Source organism: Brucella sp. MAB-22, from assembly GCF_025908475.1.
Classification (GTDB): Bacteria; Pseudomonadota; Alphaproteobacteria; order Rhizobiales; family Rhizobiaceae; genus Brucella; species Brucella anthropi.
In genome coordinates this window covers 2,117,210-2,139,371 of sequence record NZ_CP109782.1, presented here as the reverse complement: position 1 = coordinate 2,139,371, position 22,162 = coordinate 2,117,210, and the positions used below count along the sequence as shown (strand labels likewise).

Here is a 22,162-nt window from a genome sequence, read left to right as displayed (position 1 = left end):
CTGCCGCCTCCATTCATCATCGGAAGCATCCTTCTCGTGTCGGAGAGAGCGGCGCCCACGGCCTTCTGAGAGGACGATCGGCTCACAAGCTGGCCGGCCAGGCAATGGCCGTGTCCCGGCTATTTTCCGCCGGCGGCGATGCCGCCTTTGCAGCGCGAAACAAAATAGCCGGAACCCGGCCATCAAGGCCCTCGCGGGAGTGCGAGGGCTGCCAGTCCGTCCCGCCCGTGAGCTTCGACGCCTGCGAAGGCCGCGATGGGCGCGGTCTCCAGACAAAGGACGCTCCCGATGACGAACGAAGACGATGATGCAGGTTTCGAGCCGGTCCACGCCTCATCTCCCACCGATCATGTCCTCACGGAACTCCAGCTCTACGGCTGGCGTCCGTTTCAGGACGAACCCGATCCTCGACCGCTGCCGGAGGGCAATACCGTCGCCGCCGCGGTCGCAGACATCTTCGACGCCCTCATCGCCACACTCGGCGACACTCGCCTCGAACCCGATCTCGAAGAGCTGCTCTGGGGAACCGTCAATCTCTTCCATCGCGCCGCCAGCCGGGTCGAACGCGAGCTTGACGACAACGAGCAGGCACAGCGCCGCCTTCAGAGAGAACAGGATGGCAGCGAGGTGAAGTCGGTCGAACTCGAACGCCTGACGGCGGAGGGGCAGACCATGATCGAGCGGCGCAACAGCATGGAACTCTTCCGTGAAGTCGCCACAGAAGCCTTCGAGCACCACACCGGCAGCGCTTGGCGGCCGCGCACCGGCTCGAAAATCAGCCACCGCAACTTGACCGCCGCGATGATCGACAGCCGCGACTTCCTTGCTGCGAAGCGCCAAGCGGAGAAAGAGGTGCTGCTGCCCGCCGGACCGAAGGTTGCCGTCTCCGGCGGCACGAACTTCAACGACCATCACCTGATCTGGGCGAAGCTCGATCAGGTCCATGCAAAGCATGCTGATATGGTGCTCATCCACGGCGGCGCCAAGACAGGCGCCGAAAAGATCGCTTCCGACTGGGCAGGCATCCGCAAGGTGACGCAGATCGCCTTCGAACCGGACTTCAAGAAGTATTCGTCGAAACAGGCGCCCTTCAAGCGCAACGATACCATGCTCGAAGTCATTCCGGTCGGCGTTCTCATCTTCGGCGGTGGCGGCATCCAGGGCAATCTCGAGGACAAGGCCCGCAATCTCGGCATTCCCGTCATGAAGTTCGACGGCGGCGCGTAAAGCGCCGCCGCTCGGCGGCTGTTTCAGCCGCCAATACTTGACGAAATCCCATTGATCTGGCTCAAATGGAGCATCCTTGCAGCAACGGTGAACTGGCATAGTCGCAGGCGGAGCGTATCTCCTGGCAGCCTGACGTGATCCTCAACCGTTCATCTGGAGGCTGTCATGACCCTGATCCTGCTCGCCATCTCCCTGACGATCGCCATGTGCGTGATCGCCTATAACTTCGCCATCTATGCCTTGCCCTTCATGGTTGGGCTTTCCGCCTTCCAATATGTTCATGGAATGGAGGCCGGTTTCCTGATGTCGGGGCTTGCTGCCATTGGCGCGGCGCTGCTTTCCGTGGCGCTGGTCATCGCCGTTGTGGGCTTTGCGAAGAACCCGGCCTTGCGGCTGATCGCGCTTGCTGTCTTCGCGATCCCCGCGACCATCGCCGGCTACGCGCTCGTCCACGGGGTCACGAAGAACTTCATCGATTCCACGGTTGCGCTGAACCTGCTCGGCGGAGCCGGTGGCCTGTTCATTGGCGTTGCGGCGCTGCTCAATCTCAACGCCCTCGGTACGGCGATCCTCTCGCGCTGAAGCGGGCGCGACCTGCTGCTTCCATGGAAAAAACCGGCGGCTTGCGCCGCCGTTTCTTTGTCACCCGCCCAGATGAGAGATGGCAGATCAGCGCGGTGTTCGTCATCCTCATTCGCGGCCTGCTTCGCCCGGCAGGGGAAGGCGGTCACCGAACGACAATCCCGCGCGATGTTACGGTCAGCACCTTCCGCATCGGTCCGGTATCCGTATAGCGGGGGGCAACCGCGAACACCTTCATGTTTCCGTCTCTCAATACTACTGGATCGTTCCTTCAGCCGGCGAGCCGGGAACGGCGCCATGTGCCTGAAACCCGATAGCCGTTACGGCTACGTCCGGACTGCCGGCCTTCCGGCTGGCGGCATGAGGTCACGGGTGAAGAGGCTCTTGCAGGCGCACCGATCTGATAAGGGTTTCAGCACGGAGCCTGGCACCACGCTGTTACCGGCAAGGACGATGGTTTGCGCCGCATATCTCCGTTTGTGCTCTCAAAGGCACCAATCCCTCCGACTGACTGATCCCCTAAGACCGTTCGGTTTCTGACCGCAACCCGCGCGGCTCCGGACCGAGTTGGCGCAAGCGCCTGCCCGCCCCACTCCGGGCCTTACGGGTCAAGCTGCCGCTTGAAAGCGCCAGTGCAAGCATCTCCCGACGGCCTTGGCCGGGTCTCGTCGGAGGGATGGTCCCTCCGAGGCGCAACGGAGATACGAAAATGACAAACATCGCCATTCTTGCCGGCAACATCGGCCAGGACCCCGAAACCCGCACTACCCAGGGCGGCACCAGCATCACCCACTTCACGCTCGCAACCTCGCGCCCACGCTATTCGGAAGGCCGGGTTGTCCGAGACGAGAACGGCTACCGGGTCCAGGATACCGAATGGCATCGCGTCATCGCCTTCAACGGCGTTGGCAAGACGGTCCAGGAGCATTGCAGTAAGGGCATGAAGGTACTGGTGGAGGGCCGCATCCATTACACGAAATGGACCGACCAGCAGGGCAATGACCGCTACGGCACCGAGATCATCGCCGAGTCGGTCACGTTCCTGACGCGAGCGAAGCAGACCGAGAACGGTGAAGGACAGCGCGATTTCGACGATGACATCCCGTTCTGAGCGGGGTGCCAAAGGCCCGGCGGCGCAAGCCGCCGGGTTTTCCCATGTTCGCATCATATCGTGATCGCTGCTTGCTTGCCTTGGTGTTGCCGAGCCGAGGCCCCATCCGGCTCAGGCCAATGGGAACAGCTTGATCCGGCCCAGTCATATTCGGCGGCGGGCATCACGCAACTGTCGCCAATGGTGCAAGGATAATCGAGATCATCAGGGTGGCGCCATCGGCAAGCTCGGATATCCGGCAATGCAGGGATTTCCAGCTCATGTCAGCGCGCACCACCCCGCTCTTTGAGGCGCAACCTTGGTTTCAATCCCGGCCTTCCACGATCAACCCATGAAGGGTCGGACTATGCGAAGCATGCCGCCGCGCGAGGCTTCGCCTCGGCGGTGATCGCGGCCGGGACCAAAACACATCGGGCGCCTGTCGAGCGGGGAATGGTCCCCGCCTCCAAACAGGAGCCGGAAAATGTCCCTTGCAGATGCCCACGCCTTCGCCTTCAGCCTCGCCGCCACCCTGATGGTCACTATCGTCGTCTTCCGCGCCGGCGACGGCACACTCAGCGTGATGCCCGCCGCCGAATACGACGGAGAAGACGATACCGTCATCAAGGAGATAGACCCGTTCGCTTGAGCCGGACGGCGTCGGCCACCGCCTGCGGGCGGTGGCCCCGCATGCGCCACTAGGCCGGCGTTTACCGAAACCGAATCAGTTCGCGGCCGTTCGCCGGATTCGCTGAATCAAATAGGGTTTTTTCTGGATTTTCACGCCAAGAACGACTAAAATAGTCGTAGTTTTGGAATGTGCGTAGGTCCATGTGGGAGGTGATCATGCATGATCACCGCCCGACAATCTCGGGCCGCGCGCGCGTTGCTTGGTTGGACGCAGGAGACGCTCGCCGACAAGGCCCGTGTATCATTGACCGCCCTCAAACGCCTCGAATCCGAAAGCGGCTTCGAGGTATACGAGACCACACGCGATCAGGTTCGTCGGTCTTTCGAAGACAACGGCATCGTCTTCCTCAATTCCGATCGTGGTGTGGGAGTTATGCTTGTTCGCGAAATTCTCTAATCCTGTCCCGACTGTAGGGAGGCGTCGTATTCGCGGCTTCCACCTCTGTTTTGCCATCACAAATCCGTTAACAAGCACCAATACATTGGATAGGGTTCAGTAGTGGGGATCGTGTGATCAAAAACTTGCTCATGGACCATCCGCCGGCTGACGCGGAGCTCACCGCCTACGACCGGGCGCATCTAAAGCTGTATCTGCGTCTTCTCGATGCGGAGGCCGATGGCGCGGATTGGCAGGAGGTTGCCGAGTTGGTCTTGCGCCTTGATCCCAGGAAAGACGCAGAACGCGCCCATCGAATCTACGCCTCGCATCTGGCTCGGGCGAAGTGGATGGCCGAGCAGGGCTATTCCAGCCTGATGCGCGCCGCCCTTCACTGACCTTCGATCCAGGTGGTGCAGAACCCGCATCACGTTACGCCACCTTCGTTGTTCCCAAAACCAAAGCAACTTGAGATCGTAGCCCTTGCATTGCCCACAGTCGTAAAGCGTATGTGGAGGTCAGGGGATGCCTGAACAACATGACTGGCGGTCCGACGCCGACTATGACTTTATTGATCGATTGACGACGTCCGAGCTTGCTTGGGAATTCCTTCGGCGAAACGAGGATTACCGGAAAGCCTACGAGAGCCTCGCTGCGCGCGGGCAACTTGATAGCGATCAGGCTCGTGCCGTCGCCGAACAATGGGGGCTGTGCTTTCGCCGCCGATCCCCGGCACACAGCAATCGATCATCCTATCTTCTGGACCCCGAATGCCGACCCTGGGGCAATTCTACTCCACAGGATGTCCCTCGCTTCAGGCGATTCCGCCGCTGCTGAGGATTTCATCCGCGCGCACTCCTTTGACCGCATCGATGCTCTCCATCTGCGGATCGACGTTGCCGGTGAACGCCTCGAAGTCACCCGTATCGATGCCCCATCCGACGGCATCCTTGTCGCTGTTCTGATCCTCGATGCCGCCGCGTTGGATCGGCTTCATGCGCTGAGCCGCTTTTGCGCGATGCTGTTTCGCCGTCGTGTCCCCACAGACATGCGGCTGACGTCGCAGCGCCGGCGGCGTATCCGCCAGATGCTGCGCGCATTCGACGCGCGCCTGGACGGGGCGACTTACCGCGAAATCGCGATCGCCATCTATGGTGATGCGCGTATCGCCGCCGAACCATGGAAAACATCTTCTCTGCGCGATGCCGTCATAGGGCTCGTCGAAGGTAGTTTCGCCATGACCAGCGGCGGTTATCTCCAATTGCTGCGTCACCGCCATCGATCCTAACTGTTTTTGGCGAGCCGGGGGTGGGGATTTTCGTCCCCCTTAGTTCCCCATCCCCCCTGAAGGCTTCCCTCCGCCACCGTGGTCGCCGTCCGCCGCTAATCCGCAGCGGCCGCCTGCAACCCCACGGAGGCCCGCCCCATGCGACCCGATCCCGTCATTTTGCCGCCGCGCTTCCTTCGCACCAAGGAGGCCGCTGAATTCCTCAGCCTCTCCGCTCGAACCCTCGAAAAGCACCGGACCTACGGGACTGGTCCTTCGTATCGCAAGCTGGGTGGGCGTGTCGTCTACGCCGTGGACGATCTTGAAGCCTGGGCCGCACTCGGCGCTGTCACCTCGACCTCCGATCCGCGTGGCCAGGTGCTGCCGGCGAAGCGCCATGCGCTGCCCGCCGTTCCGCAGCCCAGCCGCTACGCACGCTGATCGCGGCCGGTTTTTCGAATGGCGGCGCGGCATCGGTCCCTCTCGGAGCGTGGGCAGCTCGATCTGTTCCGGGCGCTCCCCGGCGACTTCGCGCCACGAGACGCGCAGGATCTCATGGCCTATCCCTTCTTCTCCCTTTCCAAGACCCATCGCGTCGCGCCGATCGATTTCGTCGCCGGCAATGTGACGATCCGGGTCGAGGCCGTCCCCGATCACGGCATGGCGACCATTTGGGACGCCGATATCCTGATCTGGGCGGCAAGCCAGATCGTCGAAGCCCGCGATGCCGGGCTTCGCACTTCCCGGCTGATGGCTGCCACGCCATACGAAATCCTTTCCTATGTCGGGCGTGGCACCAGCGTGCGCGACTATCAGCGCCTGAAGGCAGCACTCGACCGGCTGCAATCGACCACGGTGTCCACCTCGATCCGCCAGCCGGCCGAGGGCCGTCGCCATCGTTTCTCGTGGATCAACGAATGGCAGGAGCGCACCGACCGCAACGGCCGTCCCGAGGGCATCGAGATGATCGTCCCGGACTGGTTCTACCAGGCCGTTATCGACGATGCCCTCGTGCTGACCATCGACCGCGCCTATTTCGATCTGACGGGCGGCCTCGACCGCTGGCTCTACCGCCTGGTGCGCAAGCACGGCGGCCGCCAGCGCGACGGCTGGCGTTTCGACTTCCGCCATCTCCATCAGAAATCCGGCAGCCTGTCGCCGTTCAAGCGCTTCGCCTTCGAACTGCGCGACATCATCCGGCGCCAGCCACTGCCGGGCTACAGGCTCTCCCTTGAGACCGAGATCGGCGGGCGCACGCTGCTCGCTTTCGAGCCCACTCCGACCTGTGGAAAACCTGTGGATAGCCTCGTGCTATCGGGAACCCGGACTATCGTGCTATCGGGAACCGGAGGCTCGTGCTATCAGGAACCCAAACAGGGGGTAACGCGCGGAAATCAAACACGAAATCGCGCCCTTAACTTAGAGTCTAACATACTGACTCTAACTTGTTGTTGTGGATCAACAAGCTGTGGAGACAACGCCTCTCCACTTCAGTCTGCCATCGGCGAACTGATCCGTAAAGCCGCTTTTACTGAAGACGACGGCGACGGGCGCTCGAAAGAGCGCGCGAACCCCATCGTCTGCCGTCGCTGCGGCCGTTCCCTTCCATCATCGTCACGCTGAGGTGCGGCTCATGTCTCTCCGAAGAGCACTCGCTAACATCCGTGGTCGGCATGGTGTCCGCCACATTCCGGGATCTGGAGACCAGGCGGTCAGGCTAACTAGCGCCGTGCGGTTGGTCCCGAAGGCCGCCGGCAATCAAAGTTTCGATCTCGCCCAAATCCCCGTCTCCCCGGGAGACGCCGCTCCGCCGTGGCGGAACCTGGTAACGCCGATGGTGGGGGCGGCCGGGTCGCTCAGGCCTCCATCAGGCGCGAGCGGTCCGGCCGCCCTTCAGGCCGACGCCGTAACGGAAGGTCGAACCGTCGACCCAGATCTTGTGCAGGAGCACGGCCAACGCCCGCGCCACGGCGGTCGCGGCCTTCTTCAGCCCCTTCTTCTTCACCAGCCGCAGCCCCCAGAGCCGCAGCTTGAAGTTCTTGGGGATGCGCGTGAGGATGGCGATCGCCGCCTCGTAGAGCATGGCGCGGGTCATCTCGTCGCCGCATTTGGAGATGCGTCCCGACCGGTTGGTCTCGCCGGACTGGTATCGTCGTGGCGTCAGACCGAAGTGGGCGCCGACGGTCGTCGATTTCCTGAACCGGCTGGGATCGTCGACGGTGGCGCGGAAGGTCAGCGCCACGATCGCACCGACGCCGGGCACCGTCATCAGCCGCCGCACCGCCTTGTCGTTGCGGGCGGCCGCCAGCGCCATGCGGTGCATCCGGGCGAACTGCAAACGCATCGCCGCGCGGGCGGCGAGCAGCGGCTCGACGATCTGTTCGAGTTCGGGGATGCCGGCGACCAGCTCGCGCACGCGTGCATCGAACCTGCCGGTCGACACCTGTCCGACCTTCAGCCCGAACGGCCGGATCAGGCCGCGGATCATGTTCTCCATGTCGATGACTTTTCCCAGCAGCGCCTTGCGGCCGGCCAGAAGCACGCGCAGCGCCTGCGCGGCCTGGGATTTCACATGCACGGGCCGGAACCAGCCGGTGCGCATCAGCTGCGCGATGCCGCGCGCGTCGTTGCGGTCGGTCTTGTTCAGCATGGCGTTCAGCGCCGCCTTGGTGTGGCGCGTCTCGATGCACACGACCGGCAGGCCCTTGTCGTCGAGGGCCGTATGCAGCCAGGCGCTGAACGAAAAAGCTTCCAGCCCGACACGTTTCAGGTGGATGCCCCATTCGGAAAGAAACAGCTCGATCGCATCCGGGTCGGACGGCAGCTTTGCCTCCCGGACGACCTTGCCCTCGCCATTCACCACGCACACGCTTGTCGCCTCCAGCGATACGTCCAGTCCCGCGTAATAGTCCATTTCCAGCCTCCGTCGCCGATCCCGACGGAGCACCGCGCGCCGCCTTCCATGATCGTTTCACGAAGGCATCATCGCCACAGCCGCAGCGCTGGCCAGCGGGCACAACACAGTACCCCGGCTAACCAAGAATCTAACCTTAAAGAGCGCGCGCGCGATGTGGAAAACCTCATCCGCGACGCCGCCAGAAGCCTCAGCACAGCCGCGAAGACGAGCATTCCGGTCACGCCATCCGCGCGCCCAGCGGCTCCCGATCACGCTGACACGGCTGCATCCGTCGATCCCGAAACACCTGGACTTCCTCTCGATCCGCCGGGAGGAAGCCGATGATCGTCGCGCTCCTCAATCAGAAGGGCGGCGTCGGCAAGACAACGCTGGCGCTGAACCTCGCCGGGGAATGGGCGGCACGCGGCAAGCGCGTCACCCTGATCGACGCCGATCCGCAGGGTTCGGCGCTCGACTGGTCGCAGCAGCGCAGCCGTGAGGGCCTTCCGCGCCTGTTCGGCGTCGTCGGCCTGGCGCGCGATACGCTGCATCGCGAGGCGCCTGAACTTGCCCGCGACGTCGATCATATCGTCATCGACGGGCCACCGAGGGTCGCCGGCCTCATGCGCTCGGCGCTGCTCGCCGCCGACCTCGTGCTGATCCCCGTACAGCCGTCGCCGCTCGACGGCTGGGCCTCGGCCGAGATGCTGGCGCTGCTCTCCGAGGCGCTCATCTACCGGCCGGAACTGGCCGCACGTTTCGTGCTGAACCGCTGCGGCGCCCGCACCGTGCTCGCACGCGAGACAGCCGAGACACTCGCCGATCACGATCCGCCGGTGCTGACCACCACTATCGGCCAGCGCATCGCTTTTGCCGTTGCCGCGCAATCCGGTCGCCTCGCATCCGAACTTGACGACGACACGCCGGCCACGCGCGAGATCGCGGCGCTGGCCGCCGAGATCGAGCATCTCGAAATCGGGAGGGCCGCATCATGACAGTCCTCACCGAAACCGTGCTAACCGCCGATTGCCGCGATCTCATGCCGGCACGCGGCCCGTTCGACTTGATCCTGGCCGATCCCCCTTACGGCGACACATCGCTTGCCTGGGATCGTCGCGTCGCCGACTGGATCACGCTCGCTCGCGTGGCGCTCACACCCACCGGCTCGCTCTGGGTATTCGGCTCGCTGCGCCATTTCATGGCGACCGCCGACCAGTTCGCCGATGCCGGTTTGCAGATCGCCCAGGAGATCGTCTGGGAGAAGCAGAACGGATCGTCGTTCCACGCGGACCGCTTCAAGCGCGTGCATGAACTGGCCGTCCAGTTCTACCCGGCCGAGACCGCCTGGCGCGACATCTACAACGACGTCCAGACCACGCCGGATGCGACGGCGCGCACCGTGCGGCGCAAGATGCGCCCGCCGCACACCGGCCATATCGATGCCGGTCACTATGTCAGCCATGACGGCGGGCCGCGCCTCATGCGCTCGGTTATCTACCTGCGAAACTGCCACGGCCGTGCCATCCATCCGACCGAGAAACCCTCGGCGCTCATGGAAATCCTGATCCGAACAAGCTGCCCGGAGGGCGGGCTTGTCGGCGACTGGTTCGCCGGATCGGGCGCGGCCGGTGAAGCCTGCCGGCTTACCGGCCGACGCTATCTCGGCTGCAAGATCAGACCCGACATGGCGGAGAAGGCGCGCGCCCGGATCGCATCGGTGCTGCCGTTCGACGGGAGGGCCGCGCCATGAGCGAGCGTCCCGCCCGCAAAGGCTTCGCCTCCCGGCCTGCCGATCCCGACCAGTGGATCAGGGCTGCCGACGCGCCGCCCCGCAATGGTGACGCCGGCGGTTTCACCGCCCGGCTGACCATCGACGTGACGCCCGAGCTGCGCGGCAGGATCAAGATCGCTGCCTTCCGGCGCGGCGTCACCGTCGCCGACATGCTGCGCGATCTCTTCGCTCGTGAATTCCCGCCAACCCAAGGAGACCCCTCATGACCGGCAATGCGGCTCCCCGCTTGCGCGGCGGCCCTTTGCCGTCCGCAGGCTCTACCGACGATATGACCCATGTCGAGCTGACATGGATCGAGAAGAAGGTCGAATACTGGATCAGGTTCGGCCGGGAATCCGGCGAACTGATCCTCGATCGCCGCCGTCGCGTCATTTCTTTCCGCCCAAACAGCATCTTCGCCTTCGCCCGCTGGGCCGGCAACGATTTCGGCACGATCATATCACGCATCGACATCGTGCGCGCCGTCGAGCCGGGCGAAACCTATCAGACGCTGCCCTTCGTGCGTCCCGGTGGCGAGATTCTGCTCAAGATCGAGGGCTGGCCCAAGGTCGAGGACGTGCTGCGCCACATCGATGCGATCGAGCGTGTCGGCATCGACGCCTGCGACGTCGCCCCCGATCACTGGCGCCACATCGCTCACCGAATGCAGTCCGGCGAGACTCCACGCTCCTACACGATGGAGCGTCATCAGGCGTGGCTCAAGCGGCGGGAGATCGGCCGATGACCCGCTTCGGCTACGTCATGGTGACGTATTTCGCGGCGATGGGCGTCGCCATCGCTGCGTTCATCCCGACATCCACCAAGCTGATCTGGAACGCCACCGAAAGCGCGCCGATCGGCTTCTACACCATCGCGCCAGCCGATCGGCTGGAGGTGCCCGAACTGGTCGCCGTCATGCCGCCCGAACCGCTCGCCGACTTCATGGTGGAGCGCGGCTATGTCGGCCGCGGCGTGCCGCTGCTGAAGCGCGTCCTTGGCTTGCCCGGTCAGCGCGTGTGCCGCAGCCGCGACCTGATCACGGTCGATGGGATCGAGATGGGCGAAGCGCTCGACCGCGATCGCCTCGGCCGCGCGCTGCCCATCTGGCAGGGCTGCCGCGTCGTCGCGGATGACGAGCTTTTCCTGATGAACTGGGAAGTCCGCGACAGTCTCGACGGCCGCTATTTCGGGCCGCTTCCGGCCTCCGCCGTGATCGGCCGGGCAATCCCCCTCTACACCGACGACGACGGCGAAGGCCGCTTCGTCTGGCGCGCGCCGACGCGGTGACGGCGCAAGTTTCGCAACCTTGCCGCACAACACAGGAGACCATGAGCATGGCTCAGATTGGACATTTCACCCGCACGCAATCCGGCTTCGAAGGGCGTTTCAGGGCGCTCGGCATCGACGAGGAAATCACCTTCGTTCCGGCCGAGCCTTCGGAAGCAAAGAATGCCCCTGCTTACCGCGTTCTGCTCGGCGACGAGGAAGGTCTCGATATCGGCGCTGGCTGGTCGCATGTCGGCGACCGCGCCGGCGAATTCGTCTCCATCGAGATCTACAGCCCGCTGTTCGGCGGCACGCTTCGCGCAAACCTCTTCCGTGCCGGTGACGACGGCTCCGCCTGGGGCCTGCACACCAACCCGCCGTCGAAGAAGCGGAAGGAGGACTGAACGGTGGCAATCCGGCAACGTGCCTGCGTCGGACGTTCTGCTACCGTCCGACGCTCGGCACTCTCCCTTCTTCTTTCCGGCCTGACCTTTGCCGCCTCCGCGGCGTGTCCGGCTGTTGCGCAATCGCTGCCGCCGACCCGCGCCGCGATCGCCGATCCCCATGCCGCGCACATCGCCGAGGCGTCGCAGCGCTTCGCTATCCCGCAGGCATGGATCGTCGCGGTGAAGCACACCGAAAGCCGTGACGACGTGCGTGCGGTATCGCCCGCCGGTGCGCTTGGCCTCATGCAGATCATGCCCGATACGTGGGCCGAACTGCGCGCCCGTTACCGGCTCGGTCGTGATCCGTTCGATCCTCGCGACAACATCATCGCCGGCACCGCCTATCTGCGCGAGATGCTTGATCGCTACGGCACGGTCCCGGCGATGCTTGCTGCCTATAATGCTGGCCCGGCGCGCTACGACCAGCATCTCGCCACCGGCCGCGCTCTGCCGGCAGAGACGCGCGCCTATGTCGCTTTGCTCGCGCCCGCGCTTGGTGCCGCCGCGCCGTCGGACGGAACGCGCATCGTGCTCCAGCCGCCGGCCGATTGGCGCGAAGCACCGCTCTTCGTGGCGCGTGGAGGCGACCGCCCGCGTGACGATGATCGCGCTGCCGACCGTCCGCCGAGTGGGCTTCATCCTTCCGTTCCGGTGCAGGACGATAGCGCCGCCGGACCACAGGAAGACTCCATTTTCCTCGTTCGGCGCGAGGGGGACGGTCCGCGATGACCCTCGATCGGCTTTTGGGCATCTTGTCGTGCTCTGGCGCATCATGGTGGGTGCCGGGGGTGGAGGCAGAAGCAGCAACCGAGGGATGGCAGGATAAAAGGGCGCACATTGCGCGCCGATCGGGCGGTTGTTTTTGTTTGGATTTCTTCGCTGTGCAGCACATTGCCCGTCTTTGCCGCAATGTTCGTCAACGATCCAACCCTCTGTCTCTACGCGATTTTTTGAACATTGCAGGGCTGCGCCATGGCCGATGAACGCGAGTTCCGAATTCGTCCGGGGCGTATCCGGTCCAGTCGGGCACAATCGGCGCGGCCCTTCATTTCGCAGGCGCTCGCCGCTGCCAAAAAGGCGGGCGGCGGCGTGTCTCGCTCCGGCCGCGTCGTCTCCGGCAACCGCTCGCGCTTCGGTCACGGCCAGCGCGCCAGCATTCAGGCCAATCGCCTGATCTCGTCCCGTTCGCGCGGCGCCGTCGTAAAGGCGCGTACCGTGCGCCATTCCGTCCGGACCGCGCCGCTCGGCACCCATCTCAATTATCTGCGTCGCGAGGGTGTGACCCGCGACGGGGAAAAGGCTCGCCTGTTCGGGCCGGGCACCGAGAATGCCGATGCAGGCGCCTTCGCCGAACGCTGCGAGGATGACCGGCATCATTTCCGGTTCATCGTATCGCCGGACGACGCCGTGGAAATGGCCGACCTCAAATCCTTCACCCGCGATCTCGTCGGGCAGATGGAGAAGGATCTCGGTACTCGGCTCGACTGGGTGGCGGTGGATCACTGGAACACCGAGCATCCCCACGTCCACCTGATCGTGCGCGGCGTCCGCGACGACGGCCGGGATCTTGTGATCTCGCGTGACTACATCAAGGAAGGGATGCGTGACCGGGCGCGCGATCTCATCACCCAGGAATTGGGGCCGCGCACCGACCTCGACATCCGCCGCACTTTGGAGCGCCAGATTGAATCGGAGCGCTGGACCCAGCTCGACCGCCAGCTTGTCCGGGATGCACGAGAAACCGGCATCGTCGATCTCGCGCCGCGAGCCGATCGGCAGCCCGACGAGTTTCATGCCCTGAAGGTCGGACGGCTGCGCAAGCTGGAAGTCCTTGGGCTGGCCGGACAGGTCGGCCATTCTCAATGGTTCATCAAGCCCGAGGCCGAGGCGGTGCTGCGCGAACTCGGCGAACGCGGCGACATCATCAAACGGATGCACAAGGCGCTGACGGACCGCGGCATCGAGCGCGGCTCCGCCAACTATGTGTTGGCAGGCGAAAGCCTCGATGAGCCGATCATCGGTCGCTTGGTCGATCGCGGTCTCGACGACGAGCTGAGAGGCTCGGCCTATGCCGTCGTCGACAGCGTGGATGGACGCACCCATCACATCAAGCTGCCCGACCTCGATGCTGCCGGCGACAGCGTTCCCGGCTCGATCGTCGAGCTGCGCAAATTCGATGATGCGCGCGGTGAGCGCCGCGTCGCACTCGCCGTTCGCTCCGATCTCGACATCGAGCGACAGATCTCGGCGTCGGGCGCGACCTGGCTCGACCGACAGGCAGTCGCGAAGGAGCCGCTCTCCTTATCCGATGGTGGCTTCGGCGCCGAGGTGCAGCAGGCCATGGAGCGGCGTGCTGACCATCTTGTCGAAGAGGGGTTGGCCGAGCGGCAGGGACTCAGCGTGGTGTTCGCCCGCAGGCTGGTCGACACCTTGCGCCGCCGCGAGCTCGATGCGCTTGGCGAGAAGCTCGCCACCGAGACGGGCCAGCCATTCAACCGCGCTGGCAGTGGCGAATATGTCGCTGGCACCTATCGTCAACGCTTCGCGCTTGCCTCCGGCCGCTACGCGATGATCGACGACGGCCTCGGCTTCCAGCTCGTTCCCTGGAGCCCGTCCCTCGAAAAGCAGCTTGGCCGGCACGTCTCCGGCATCGCCCGTAACGACGGCGGCATCGACTGGAGCTTTGGCCGCAAGAGAGGGCTCGGCCTTTAACCTTCAACATCGGAGAAAGGACCAACGCCATGTCCGCGACGAAAATCCTCTGGGGCCAGATCCTCACCGTTCTTCTGATCGTGCTAATGACGACCTGGGGAGCGACACAGTGGACGGCCTGGCAACTCGGCTTCCAGCCCCAGCTCGGCCATCCCTGGTTCGTGATTGCCGGTTGGCCGGTCTATTACCCGCCAGCCTTCTTCTGGTGGTGGTATTTCTACGACGCCTATGCGCCACCGATCTTCGTCGAAGGTGCTTATATCGCCGCATCTGGCGGTTTCATCGCCATAGCGGTTGCCATCGGCATGTCGGTCTGGCGGGCACGCGAAGCCAAGAATGTCGCGACCTACGGATCGGCGCGCTGGGCCGAGCCTGAGGAAGTGAAGGCCGCCGGTCTGCTCGACCAGGACGGCGTTGTTATCGGCAGGCTCGATCGGGCCTATCTGCGGCATGACGGTCCGGAGCATGTCCTGTGTTTCGCGCCGACCAGATCGGGCAAGGGCGTCGGCCTGGTCGTGCCTTCGTTGCTCACTTGGCCCGGTTCGGCCATCGTCCACGACATCAAGGGCGAAAACTGGACACTCACCGCCGGCTTCCGATCCCAGCACGGTCGCGTGCTGCTATTCGATCCGACCAATGCAAAGTCCGCCGCCTACAATCCGCTGCTCGAGGTGCGGCGGGGTGAATGGGAGGTCCGCGACGTCCAGAACATCGCCGACATCCTGGTCGATCCCGAAGGCTCGCTCGACAAGCGGAACCATTGGGAGAAGACGTCGCATGCGCTTCTCGTCGGCGCCATCCTGCACGTTCTTTATGCTGAGAAAGACAAGACGCTGGCCGGCGTCGCGGCATTCCTGTCCGATCCGAAGCGGCCGATCGAGTCGACTCTCGCCGCGATGATGAAGACGGCGCATCTGGGTGAAGCCGGTCCGCATCCGGTCATTGCCAGTGCTGCACGCGAACTGCTGAACAAGAGCGACAACGAGAGATCCGGCGTGTTGTCGACCGCCATGTCGTTTCTGGGCTTGTACCGCGATCCTGTCGTTGCAGAGGTGACGCGCCGTTGCGACTGGCGCATTACCGACATCGTCGGCCGCAAGAGGCCGACGACGCTCTACCTCGTCGTACCGCCGTCAGACATCAATCGGACGAAGCCGCTCATTCGCCTGATCCTCAACCAGATTGGCCGGCGCCTGACCGAGGATCTGCAGGCGAAGGCGGGACGACAAAGATTGCTGCTCATGCTGGATGAGTTTCCGGCTCTGGGAAGGTTGGATTTCTTCGAGTCGGCTTTGGCCTTCATGGCGGGCTACGGTCTCAAATCATTCCTGATCGCGCAGTCGCTGAACCAGATCGAAAAAGCTTACGGCGCCAACAATTCGATCCTCGACAACTGCCATGTGAGGGTGTCCTTCGCCACGAATGACGAGAGAACCGCGAAGAGGGTGAGCGACGCGCTCGGCACGGCCACCGAGATGAAGGCGATGAAGAACTATGCCGGGCATCGGCTGTCGCCCTGGCTCGGGCATTTGATGGTCTCGCGCTCGGAAACCGCGCGGCCGCTGCTCACCCCTGGCGAGATCATGCAGCTTCCTCCGGCCGACGAGATCGTCATGGTCGCTGGAACGCCGCCGATCCGGGCGAAGAAGGCGCGGTATTTCGAGGATGCGCGGTTTCAGGAGCGGATATTACCGCCGCCGAAACTGGTCCGTGCCGGCGAACCGCATCCGGATGACTGGAGCCGCCTGCCGATCCCGACCCGCCCTCCGTTCGATGACGTCGTGGCGGGCGCCACCGAAGAGGATGAGGACCCGACCGAATCCGAACGCCGGCGTCAGCCGGAGCTGAGCCGGGTGAAACCCGTCGAGAAAAAGGAGCCGATCGAGAACGAGTTCGAGATCGATCCCCCCGATGAGATGGAGGAGGAAGCCACCCGGAACCGTCGTATGACCCGGCTCATGCAGGGTGTGGCGCGGCAGGTGTCGCTTGATCCGAATGACGGGATGGAGCTGTGAACGCATGACCGGCAGGAAAAAGAAGACGCAGATCTCCGTTTATCTCGAACCCGACGTCATGACGATGCTCTCGGACTATTCGGCGCGCCGGGAGCAGCCGATGTCCTTGATCGTGGAGGCGGCCGTCGCCTCCTTCCTGTCGCCGGACGACGCCGAACGGCGCGAGGCGTTGATCACCAAGCGTCTCGACCAGATCGATCGCCGCATGACGCGGCTGGAACGTGATGTCGGCATTTCGGTCGAGACGCTTGCCGTGTTCGTTCGCTTCTGGCTCACCACCACGCCAGCACTGCCCGAACCGGCCGTACAGGCGGCGCGAGCCAAGGCCGGCGAGCGCTATGAGGCATTCGTCGCGGCACTCGGCCGCCGGCTCGCTCAGGGGCCAAAACTGCGGCAGGAAATCTCCGAGGATGTCGCCGACTCATCTGACAGTCAGGGCTCCCCGCGCATGGGCGCACATGGCGAGTAGTGACGGCTTTCGCGAGATCAAGCAGATCGCGGCACCGCCGTTTCCCTGTATTTGCACGCTACGCTACTACGACGCCAATTCCTTGTTGAATCAGCATAATTTCTGGCTCCTTTAATCATCCCCATCCGGGGACCGTCTGATTTTCCTCGGCGAGAAACGGGGATCGGATGGCAGTCTCGCATCGAAATTCAGAAGGCTTTGCGCGTGGCGCCCGGATGCTGCGCACTGCGCTAGGTGCATCCATCGCCCGCTTTCTGGAAGATCCCGGTGTCGTCGAGGTAATGCTCAATCCGGATGGGCGATTGTGGATCGACCGGCTCTCCGAAGGCATGTCCGACACCGGCGAGCGCATCTTGCCCGCGGATGGCGAACGCATCATCCGCCTGGTTGCTCACCACGTCGGCGCAGAAGTTCATGCCGGCGCTCCACGTGTTTCGGCCGAACTGCCCGACAGCGGCGAACGCTTCGAAGGTCTCCTGCCTCCGATCGTCACCGGTCCGGCCTTCGCCATCCGCAAGCCGGCGATCTCGGTGTTCACACTCGACGACTATGTTGCGGCAGGAACGATGACCGCCAATCAGGCGGCATTGCTGCGCGAGGCCGTCGCATCGCACGCCAATGTCCTCGTCGCCGGCGGCACGGGCACCGGCAAGACGACACTCACCAATGCTCTGCTGGCCGAAGTGGCGAAGGGGCAGGATCGGCTTCTCATCATCGAGGATACCCGCGAGCTTCAAAGCCAGTCCGAGAACAAGGTGCCGATGCGCACCAAGGATTTCATCGCCAATCTGACCGATCTCGCACGCTCGGCCATGCGTTTCCGGCCGGATCGCATCATCGTCGGCGAGGTGCGCGGTCCCGAAGCCCTCGATCTCCTGAAACTTTGGGGTACGGGGCACCCCGGCGGCATCGGCACGATCCATGCCGGCACCGGCCTCGGCGCGCTTCGCCGTCTCGAGCAGCTCATCCAGGAAGCTGTCGTCACCGTCCCCAAGGCACTCATTGCCGAGACCATCGACATCGTGGCGGTTCTCTCTGGCCGCGGTTCCGCGCGCCGTCTCTCCGAACTCGCCCGCGTCGAAGGGCTCGACCCCGACGGCGATTACCGGGTCGCTTCCGCTCACCTTTCCCCTGATCGCCAACCGCTCTTGAAAGGAGAACAGTCATGACCTCCCATGTTCCGCCCATCCTGCCCACGGCGCCGGATCAGGCGTGCGCACCGTCCGTTCTGCGCGGCATCCGTCGGCACCTCATGGGACCGACCACGCTCGCCGTCGTTATGATGATGGCATCCGTGCCGGCTCATGCTTCCGGATCCTCCATGCCGTGGGAGGCGCCGCTTCAGTCGATCCTCGAATCCATCGAGGGGCCGGTGGCCAAGATCGTCGCCGTCATCATCATTATCGCCACCGGCCTGGCGCTGGCCTTCGGCGACACAAGCGGCGGTTTTCGCAGGCTGATCCAGATCGTTTTCGGCCTGTCGATTGCATTCGCCGCCAGCTCCTTCTTCCTGAGCTTCTTCTCCTTCGGCGGCGGGGTACTGGTCTGATGGCCGGGGCGCTCTTACGGATCGACGATGTGCCGGGGCTCAATGTCCCGGTTCACCGGGCGCTGACCGAGCACATCCTGCTCGGCGGCGCTCCGCGCGCCATCGCCATCATGAACGGGACATTGGCCGGAGCGGTCGGCCTCGGCCTGCGCCTCTGGTTGGTCGGTCTCGCCATATGGGCAATCGGGCATTTCGCCGCCGTCTGGGCGGCGAAACGCGATCCACTGTTCGTGGAAGTCGGTCGCCGTCATCTGCGTATCCCCGGTCATCTTGCGGTCTGAGGAGCACGACCATGCTGAACCTTGCCGAATATCGCCGCACCGCCAGCCGCCTCGCCGACTTCCTGCCCTGGGCGGCACTCGTCGGGGAGGGCGTCGTTCTGAACAAGGACGGCTCGCTGCAACGGACCGCCCGATTTCGCGGTCCCGACCTCGAATCCGCCGTCGCTGCCGAACTGGTCGCCGTCGCCGCCCGGTTGAACAATGCCTTCCGGCGTCTTGGCTCCGGCTGGGCGATTTTCGTGGAAGCACAGCGCCAGGAGGCTGCGACCTATCCCGACGACCGCTTTCCAGATCCGGCCTCGGCGCTGCTCGATGCCGAGCGCAAGGCCGATTTCGAGGAACAGGGCAGCCATTTCATTTCCGGCTACTTCCTCACCTTCACCTATCTCACACATGCCGAGGATGCAGCCCGCGCCGAGACCTGGCTCTATGAGGGCCGCGAACGCTCCGGCGTCGATCCGAACGAGATCTTGCGCGGCTTCATCGATCGCACCGATCGCGTGCTGGCGCTGCTCGACGGCTTCATGCCGGAATGCGACTGGCTCGACGACAGCGAGACGCTGACCTACCTGCATTCCACTGTCTCGACCAACCGGCATCGCGTCCGGGTTCCCGAGACGCCGATGTATCTGGACGCGTTGCTGGCCGATCAGCCCCTGACCGGCGGGCTGGAACCGCGCCTTGGCAACACCCATCTGCGCATCCTCACCATCGTCGGCTTTCCGACCGCGACCACGCCCGGCATCCTCGACGAGCTGAACAGGCTCGCCTTTCCCTATCGCTGGTCGACACGCGCGATCCTGCTCGACAAGACCGACGCCATCCGGCTCCTCACCCGCATCCGCCGCCAATGGTTTGCGAAGCGCAAGTCGATCGCCGCGATCCTGAAAGAAGTCATGAGCAACGAGGCGTCGGTTCTCGTGGACACCGACGCTGCTAACAAGGCGGCCGATGCGGACATCGCGCTTCAGGAACTCGGCGCCGACTATGCCGGCATGGCCTATGTCACGGCGACCATCGCTGTATGGGACACCGATCCTCGCCTGGCCGACGAAAAGCTCCGTCTTGTCGAGAAGGTCGCGCTGGGCCGCGATTTCACCGCGATGCCCGAAACCATCAATGCCGTCGATGCCTGGCTCGGCTCGCTGCCGGGGCATGTCTATGCCAACGTCCGCCAGCCGCCTATCTCGACGCTCAATCTCGCCCATATGATCCCCCTCTCCGCCGTATGGGCGGGACCGGAACGGGATGACTATCTCGGTAGCGCCCCCTTGCTCTTCGGCAAGACCGAGGGAAGCACCCCGTTTCGGCTTTCCATTCATGTTGGCGACGTCGGGCACACGCTGGTCGTCGGGCCGACCGGCTCCGGCAAGAGCGTGCTGCTCGCCTGCATGGCGCTCCAGTTCCGGCGCTATGCCCACTCCCAGGTGTTCGCGTTCGATTTCGGCGGCTCGATCCGGGCTGCGGCCCTTGCCATGGACGGGGACTGGCATGATCTCGGCGGCGATCTCACCGAAGGCGATGCATTTTCCGTCTCGCTCCAGCCACTCGCCCGCATTCACGACGTGCCGGAACGCGCCTGGGCGGCCGACTGGATCGTCGCCATCCTGACGCGCGAGAGCGTTGCGATTACGCCGGATGTCAAGGAGCACATCTGGGCGGCGCTGACCTCTCTCGCCTCGGCGCCGGTCGAGGAACGCACCATCACCGGCCTGACGGTGCTGCTGCAGTCGAACGATCTGAAGCAGGCGCTCAGGCCCTATTGCATTGGCGGTCCCTACGGTCGGCTGCTCGATGCCGAAACCGAGCACCTCGGCAGCGCGTCGGTGCAGGCCTTCGAGATCGAGGGGCTGGTCGGCACAGGTGCTGCCCCGGCGGTGCTGTCCTATCTGTTCCACCGCATCGGCGACCGACTCGATGGCTCGCCCACCATGCTCATCATCGATGAAGGCTGGCTGGCGCTCGATGACGAAGCCTTTTCCGGACAGTTGCGGGAATGGCTGAAGACCCTCAGAAAAAAAAACGCTTCGGTCATCTTCGCCACGCAGTCGCTCTCCGACATCGACAATTCGGCGATCGCACCGGCGATCATCGAAAGTTGCCCGACGCGTCTTCTTCTCCCGAACGAGCGCGCCGCCGAACCGCAGATCGCCGCCATCTATCAACGATTTGGCTTGAACGCGCGCCAGATCGAGATCCTCGCACGGGCCACGCCGAAGAAAGACTACTACTGCCAGAGCCGCAGGGGGAACCGCCTGTTCGACCTGGGCCTGTCCGAAGTGGGTCTGGCGCTGACGGCCGCCTCCTCGAAATCCGATCAGTCCGCCATCGCTCGCATCTTCGCCGAGCACGGCCGGGACGGCTTCCTTGCCGCCTGGCTGCGTCTGCGCGGCGTCGACTGGGCCGCGGACCTCATTCCCGACCTTGCAAATCTCATCCTCCAGCCGGACAAGGAGTCTTCCTCATGAACACCCGTTATTCCCGCACGGCGCTGCTTGCCGCATCCTTTCTTGCCGTCTCAGGCCCGGCTTCGCTGGTTCTGGCGCCGCCAGCTTCCGCCGCCTGGATCGTCTATGACCCGACGAACTACTCGCAGAACCTGCTGTCCGCCGCCCGCGCCCTGGAGCAGATCAACAATCAGATCACCAGCCTGCAAAACGAAGCGCAGATGCTGATCAACCAGGCCCGCAATCTGGCGAGCCTGCCGTATTCGTCGCTCCAGCAGATCCAGCAGTCGGTGAGCCGCACGCAGCAGCTTCTGTCCCAGGCGCAGAACATCGCCTTCGACGTCGGCCAGATCGACCAGGCGTTCCAGTCGAAATACGCCAATGTCTCGCTCTCGGCCACCGATGCGCAGCTCGTCTCCGATGCCAAAGAGCGCTGGCGCAACAGCGTCGGCGGCCTTCAGGACGCCATGCGCGTGCAGGCCACCGTGGTCGGCAATATCGATACCAACCGCACCGAGATGTCACAACTGGTTGGCCGGAGCCAGAGCGCGACCGGCGCGCTTCAGGCTGCACAGGCAGGCAATCAGCTTCTCGCCCTCCAGTCGCAGCAGCTCTCCGACCTCACGGCATTGCTTGCCGCCAATGGCCGGTCCACCGCGCTCACCGAGGCAGAACGCGCCGCCGCGGCCGAACAGGGTCGCGTGCAGCGCGAGCGCTTCCTGACGCCGGGCTCCGGCTATCAGGCCGGCAGCGCCAAGATGTTCAACTGAGGGCGTGGGCCATGGACGGCAAGATGCTGGCCCGCTTGGGCGCCGTCGTCTTTGTCGCCGTCGCGATCACCGCGACGGCGACCGAAATGCTCAGAAGGAGAGAGGCGCCCGCACCATGGACACGCCCCACGGCCGCCGTCGGATCGCCGGCAGATCCACTTCGCGTTGGACAGCGCCGGTGCCAGCAGCTCGGGCAGGCCGCAACGAACGACGCCGAATGCCTGCGCATCTGGTCGCAAACGCGAGACCGCTTCCTCGGCAGGACGTCCGTACCGGCCGCCCCACAGACCATCGAAGGACAGTGATCC

The 22,162-nt window shown here is 64.2% G+C and carries 28 protein-coding genes; 27 read left to right on the top strand and 1 reads right to left on the bottom strand.

The genetic code is table 11. The features are described from left to right. The first annotated feature begins 288 nt into the window (after positions 1–288). From OHI65_RS19880 to OHI65_RS19830, 11 genes are all read left to right on the top strand, one after another. Positions 289–1,227, top strand: a complete 939-nt coding sequence (locus tag OHI65_RS19880; RefSeq protein WP_125301535.1) for a DUF2493 domain-containing protein — start codon at positions 289–291, stop codon at positions 1,225–1,227. Between the two features lie 165 nt (positions 1,228–1,392). Beyond that, positions 1,393–1,809, top strand: coding sequence for a hypothetical protein (locus tag OHI65_RS19875; protein WP_125301533.1), 417 nt, complete (start codon positions 1,393–1,395; stop codon positions 1,807–1,809). 23 nt (positions 1,810–1,832) lie between these two features. After that, positions 1,833–2,021: a hypothetical protein gene (locus tag OHI65_RS19870; protein WP_125301531.1), complete on the top strand. Its 189-nt coding sequence runs from the start codon at positions 1,833–1,835 to the stop codon at positions 2,019–2,021. 497 nt (positions 2,022–2,518) lie between these two features. Then, the gene (locus OHI65_RS19865) at positions 2,519–2,920 is read left to right on the top strand and encodes a single-stranded DNA-binding protein (RefSeq protein WP_125301529.1); all 402 of its coding nucleotides are present in this window, start codon (positions 2,519–2,521) and stop codon (positions 2,918–2,920) included. Positions 2,921–3,383: 463 nt separating this feature from the next. Beyond that, entirely contained in the window at positions 3,384–3,548 is a 165-nt protein-coding gene (locus OHI65_RS19860; RefSeq protein ID WP_185758011.1) for a hypothetical protein, read from the top strand. Between the two features lie 201 nt (positions 3,549–3,749). Next, positions 3,750–3,986, top strand: a complete 237-nt coding sequence (locus OHI65_RS19855) for a helix-turn-helix domain-containing protein (RefSeq protein ID WP_097143166.1) — start codon at positions 3,750–3,752, stop codon at positions 3,984–3,986. A 131-nt stretch (positions 3,987–4,117) separates the two neighbouring features. After that, the gene (locus OHI65_RS19850) at positions 4,118–4,363 is read left to right on the top strand and encodes a DNA -binding domain-containing protein (protein ID WP_097143165.1); all 246 of its coding nucleotides are present in this window, start codon (positions 4,118–4,120) and stop codon (positions 4,361–4,363) included. Between the two features lie 127 nt (positions 4,364–4,490). Continuing rightward, positions 4,491–4,802 (top strand): transcriptional regulator domain-containing protein, encoded by a 312-nt coding sequence (locus OHI65_RS19845; RefSeq protein ID WP_235824442.1) that lies wholly within the window; start codon positions 4,491–4,493, stop codon positions 4,800–4,802. Continuing rightward, entirely contained in the window at positions 4,768–5,253 is a 486-nt protein-coding gene (locus OHI65_RS22970) for a DUF2285 domain-containing protein (protein WP_312620006.1), read from the top strand. The genes OHI65_RS19845 and OHI65_RS22970 overlap by 35 nt, the downstream gene beginning before the upstream one ends. A 138-nt stretch (positions 5,254–5,391) precedes the next feature. Further along, positions 5,392–5,673, top strand: a complete 282-nt coding sequence (locus OHI65_RS19835; RefSeq protein WP_125301527.1) for a helix-turn-helix transcriptional regulator — start codon at positions 5,392–5,394, stop codon at positions 5,671–5,673. Between the two features lie 18 nt (positions 5,674–5,691). Beyond that, on the top strand, positions 5,692–6,855 hold the full coding sequence (locus OHI65_RS19830) for a replication initiator protein A (RefSeq protein WP_125301525.1): 1,164 nt from the start codon (positions 5,692–5,694) through the stop codon (positions 6,853–6,855). Positions 6,856–7,099: 244 nt separating this feature from the next. On the opposite strand, the gene OHI65_RS19825 is transcribed toward OHI65_RS19830, so the two are convergent. Further along, positions 7,100–8,146 carry an IS110 family transposase gene (locus tag OHI65_RS19825; RefSeq protein WP_125301523.1) on the bottom strand — a complete coding sequence of 349 codons (1,047 nt, stop codon included), beginning with the start codon at positions 8,144–8,146 and terminating at the stop codon, positions 7,100–7,102. Positions 8,147–8,469: 323 nt separating this feature from the next. On the opposite strand from OHI65_RS19825, the gene parA reads away from it, so the two are divergent. From parA to trbK-alt, 16 genes are all read left to right on the top strand, one after another. Continuing rightward, positions 8,470–9,123 carry a ParA family partition ATPase gene (gene parA / locus OHI65_RS19820; protein WP_125301521.1) on the top strand — a complete coding sequence of 218 codons (654 nt, stop codon included), beginning with the start codon at positions 8,470–8,472 and terminating at the stop codon, positions 9,121–9,123. After that, on the top strand, positions 9,120–9,878 hold the full coding sequence (locus OHI65_RS19815; RefSeq protein ID WP_125301519.1) for a DNA-methyltransferase: 759 nt from the start codon (positions 9,120–9,122) through the stop codon (positions 9,876–9,878). Before parA ends, OHI65_RS19815 begins: the two co-directional genes overlap by 4 nt. Further along, on the top strand, positions 9,875–10,126 hold the full coding sequence (locus tag OHI65_RS19810) for a hypothetical protein (RefSeq protein ID WP_125301517.1): 252 nt from the start codon (positions 9,875–9,877) through the stop codon (positions 10,124–10,126). The genes OHI65_RS19815 and OHI65_RS19810 overlap by 4 nt, the downstream gene beginning before the upstream one ends. After that, complete coding sequence (locus OHI65_RS19805) at positions 10,123–10,644, top strand: DUF2840 domain-containing protein (protein ID WP_097143158.1); 522 nt, start codon at positions 10,123–10,125, stop codon at positions 10,642–10,644. The genes OHI65_RS19810 and OHI65_RS19805 overlap by 4 nt, the downstream gene beginning before the upstream one ends. Continuing rightward, entirely contained in the window at positions 10,641–11,186 is a 546-nt protein-coding gene (locus OHI65_RS19800) for a S26 family signal peptidase (protein WP_125301515.1), read from the top strand. The genes OHI65_RS19805 and OHI65_RS19800 overlap by 4 nt, the downstream gene beginning before the upstream one ends. A 47-nt stretch (positions 11,187–11,233) precedes the next feature. After that, positions 11,234–11,569, top strand: a complete 336-nt coding sequence (locus tag OHI65_RS19795) for a DUF736 domain-containing protein (RefSeq protein ID WP_125301513.1) — start codon at positions 11,234–11,236, stop codon at positions 11,567–11,569. Positions 11,570–11,791: 222 nt separating this feature from the next. Next, the gene (locus tag OHI65_RS19790) at positions 11,792–12,340 is read left to right on the top strand and encodes a lytic transglycosylase domain-containing protein (protein ID WP_413541922.1); all 549 of its coding nucleotides are present in this window, start codon (positions 11,792–11,794) and stop codon (positions 12,338–12,340) included. A gap of 243 nt (positions 12,341–12,583) precedes the next feature. Next, positions 12,584–14,323: a relaxase/mobilization nuclease domain-containing protein gene (locus tag OHI65_RS19785; protein WP_125301511.1), complete on the top strand. Its 1,740-nt coding sequence runs from the start codon at positions 12,584–12,586 to the stop codon at positions 14,321–14,323. Between the two features lie 29 nt (positions 14,324–14,352). Beyond that, positions 14,353–16,338 (top strand): conjugal transfer protein TraG, encoded by a 1,986-nt coding sequence (locus OHI65_RS19780; RefSeq protein ID WP_125301509.1) that lies wholly within the window; start codon positions 14,353–14,355, stop codon positions 16,336–16,338. A 4-nt stretch (positions 16,339–16,342) separates the two neighbouring features. After that, complete coding sequence (locus OHI65_RS19775; RefSeq protein ID WP_125301507.1) at positions 16,343–16,807, top strand: CopG family transcriptional regulator; 465 nt, start codon at positions 16,343–16,345, stop codon at positions 16,805–16,807. Between the two features lie 167 nt (positions 16,808–16,974). Next, positions 16,975–17,976 (top strand): P-type conjugative transfer ATPase TrbB, encoded by a 1,002-nt coding sequence (trbB, locus tag OHI65_RS19770; RefSeq protein ID WP_125301505.1) that lies wholly within the window; start codon positions 16,975–16,977, stop codon positions 17,974–17,976. A gap of 83 nt (positions 17,977–18,059) precedes the next feature. Beyond that, a complete protein-coding gene (locus OHI65_RS19765; RefSeq protein ID WP_125301579.1) occupies positions 18,060–18,356 on the top strand; it encodes a TrbC/VirB2 family protein in 297 nt (98 codons plus the stop codon). Continuing rightward, positions 18,356–18,637, top strand: a complete 282-nt coding sequence (locus OHI65_RS19760) for a VirB3 family type IV secretion system protein (protein ID WP_125301503.1) — start codon at positions 18,356–18,358, stop codon at positions 18,635–18,637. The genes OHI65_RS19765 and OHI65_RS19760 overlap by 1 nt, the downstream gene beginning before the upstream one ends. 11 nt (positions 18,638–18,648) lie before the next feature. Beyond that, a complete protein-coding gene (trbE, locus tag OHI65_RS19755) occupies positions 18,649–21,105 on the top strand; it encodes a conjugal transfer protein TrbE (protein ID WP_125301501.1) in 2,457 nt (818 codons plus the stop codon). Then, complete coding sequence (gene trbJ, locus OHI65_RS19750; protein WP_125301499.1) at positions 21,102–21,854, top strand: P-type conjugative transfer protein TrbJ; 753 nt, start codon at positions 21,102–21,104, stop codon at positions 21,852–21,854. Before trbE ends, trbJ begins: the two co-directional genes overlap by 4 nt. Before the next feature lie 11 nt (positions 21,855–21,865). Further along, positions 21,866–22,159 (top strand): putative entry exclusion protein TrbK-alt, encoded by a 294-nt coding sequence (gene trbK-alt, locus OHI65_RS19745; protein ID WP_097143289.1) that lies wholly within the window; start codon positions 21,866–21,868, stop codon positions 22,157–22,159. Positions 22,160–22,162: the final 3 nt, after the last annotated feature.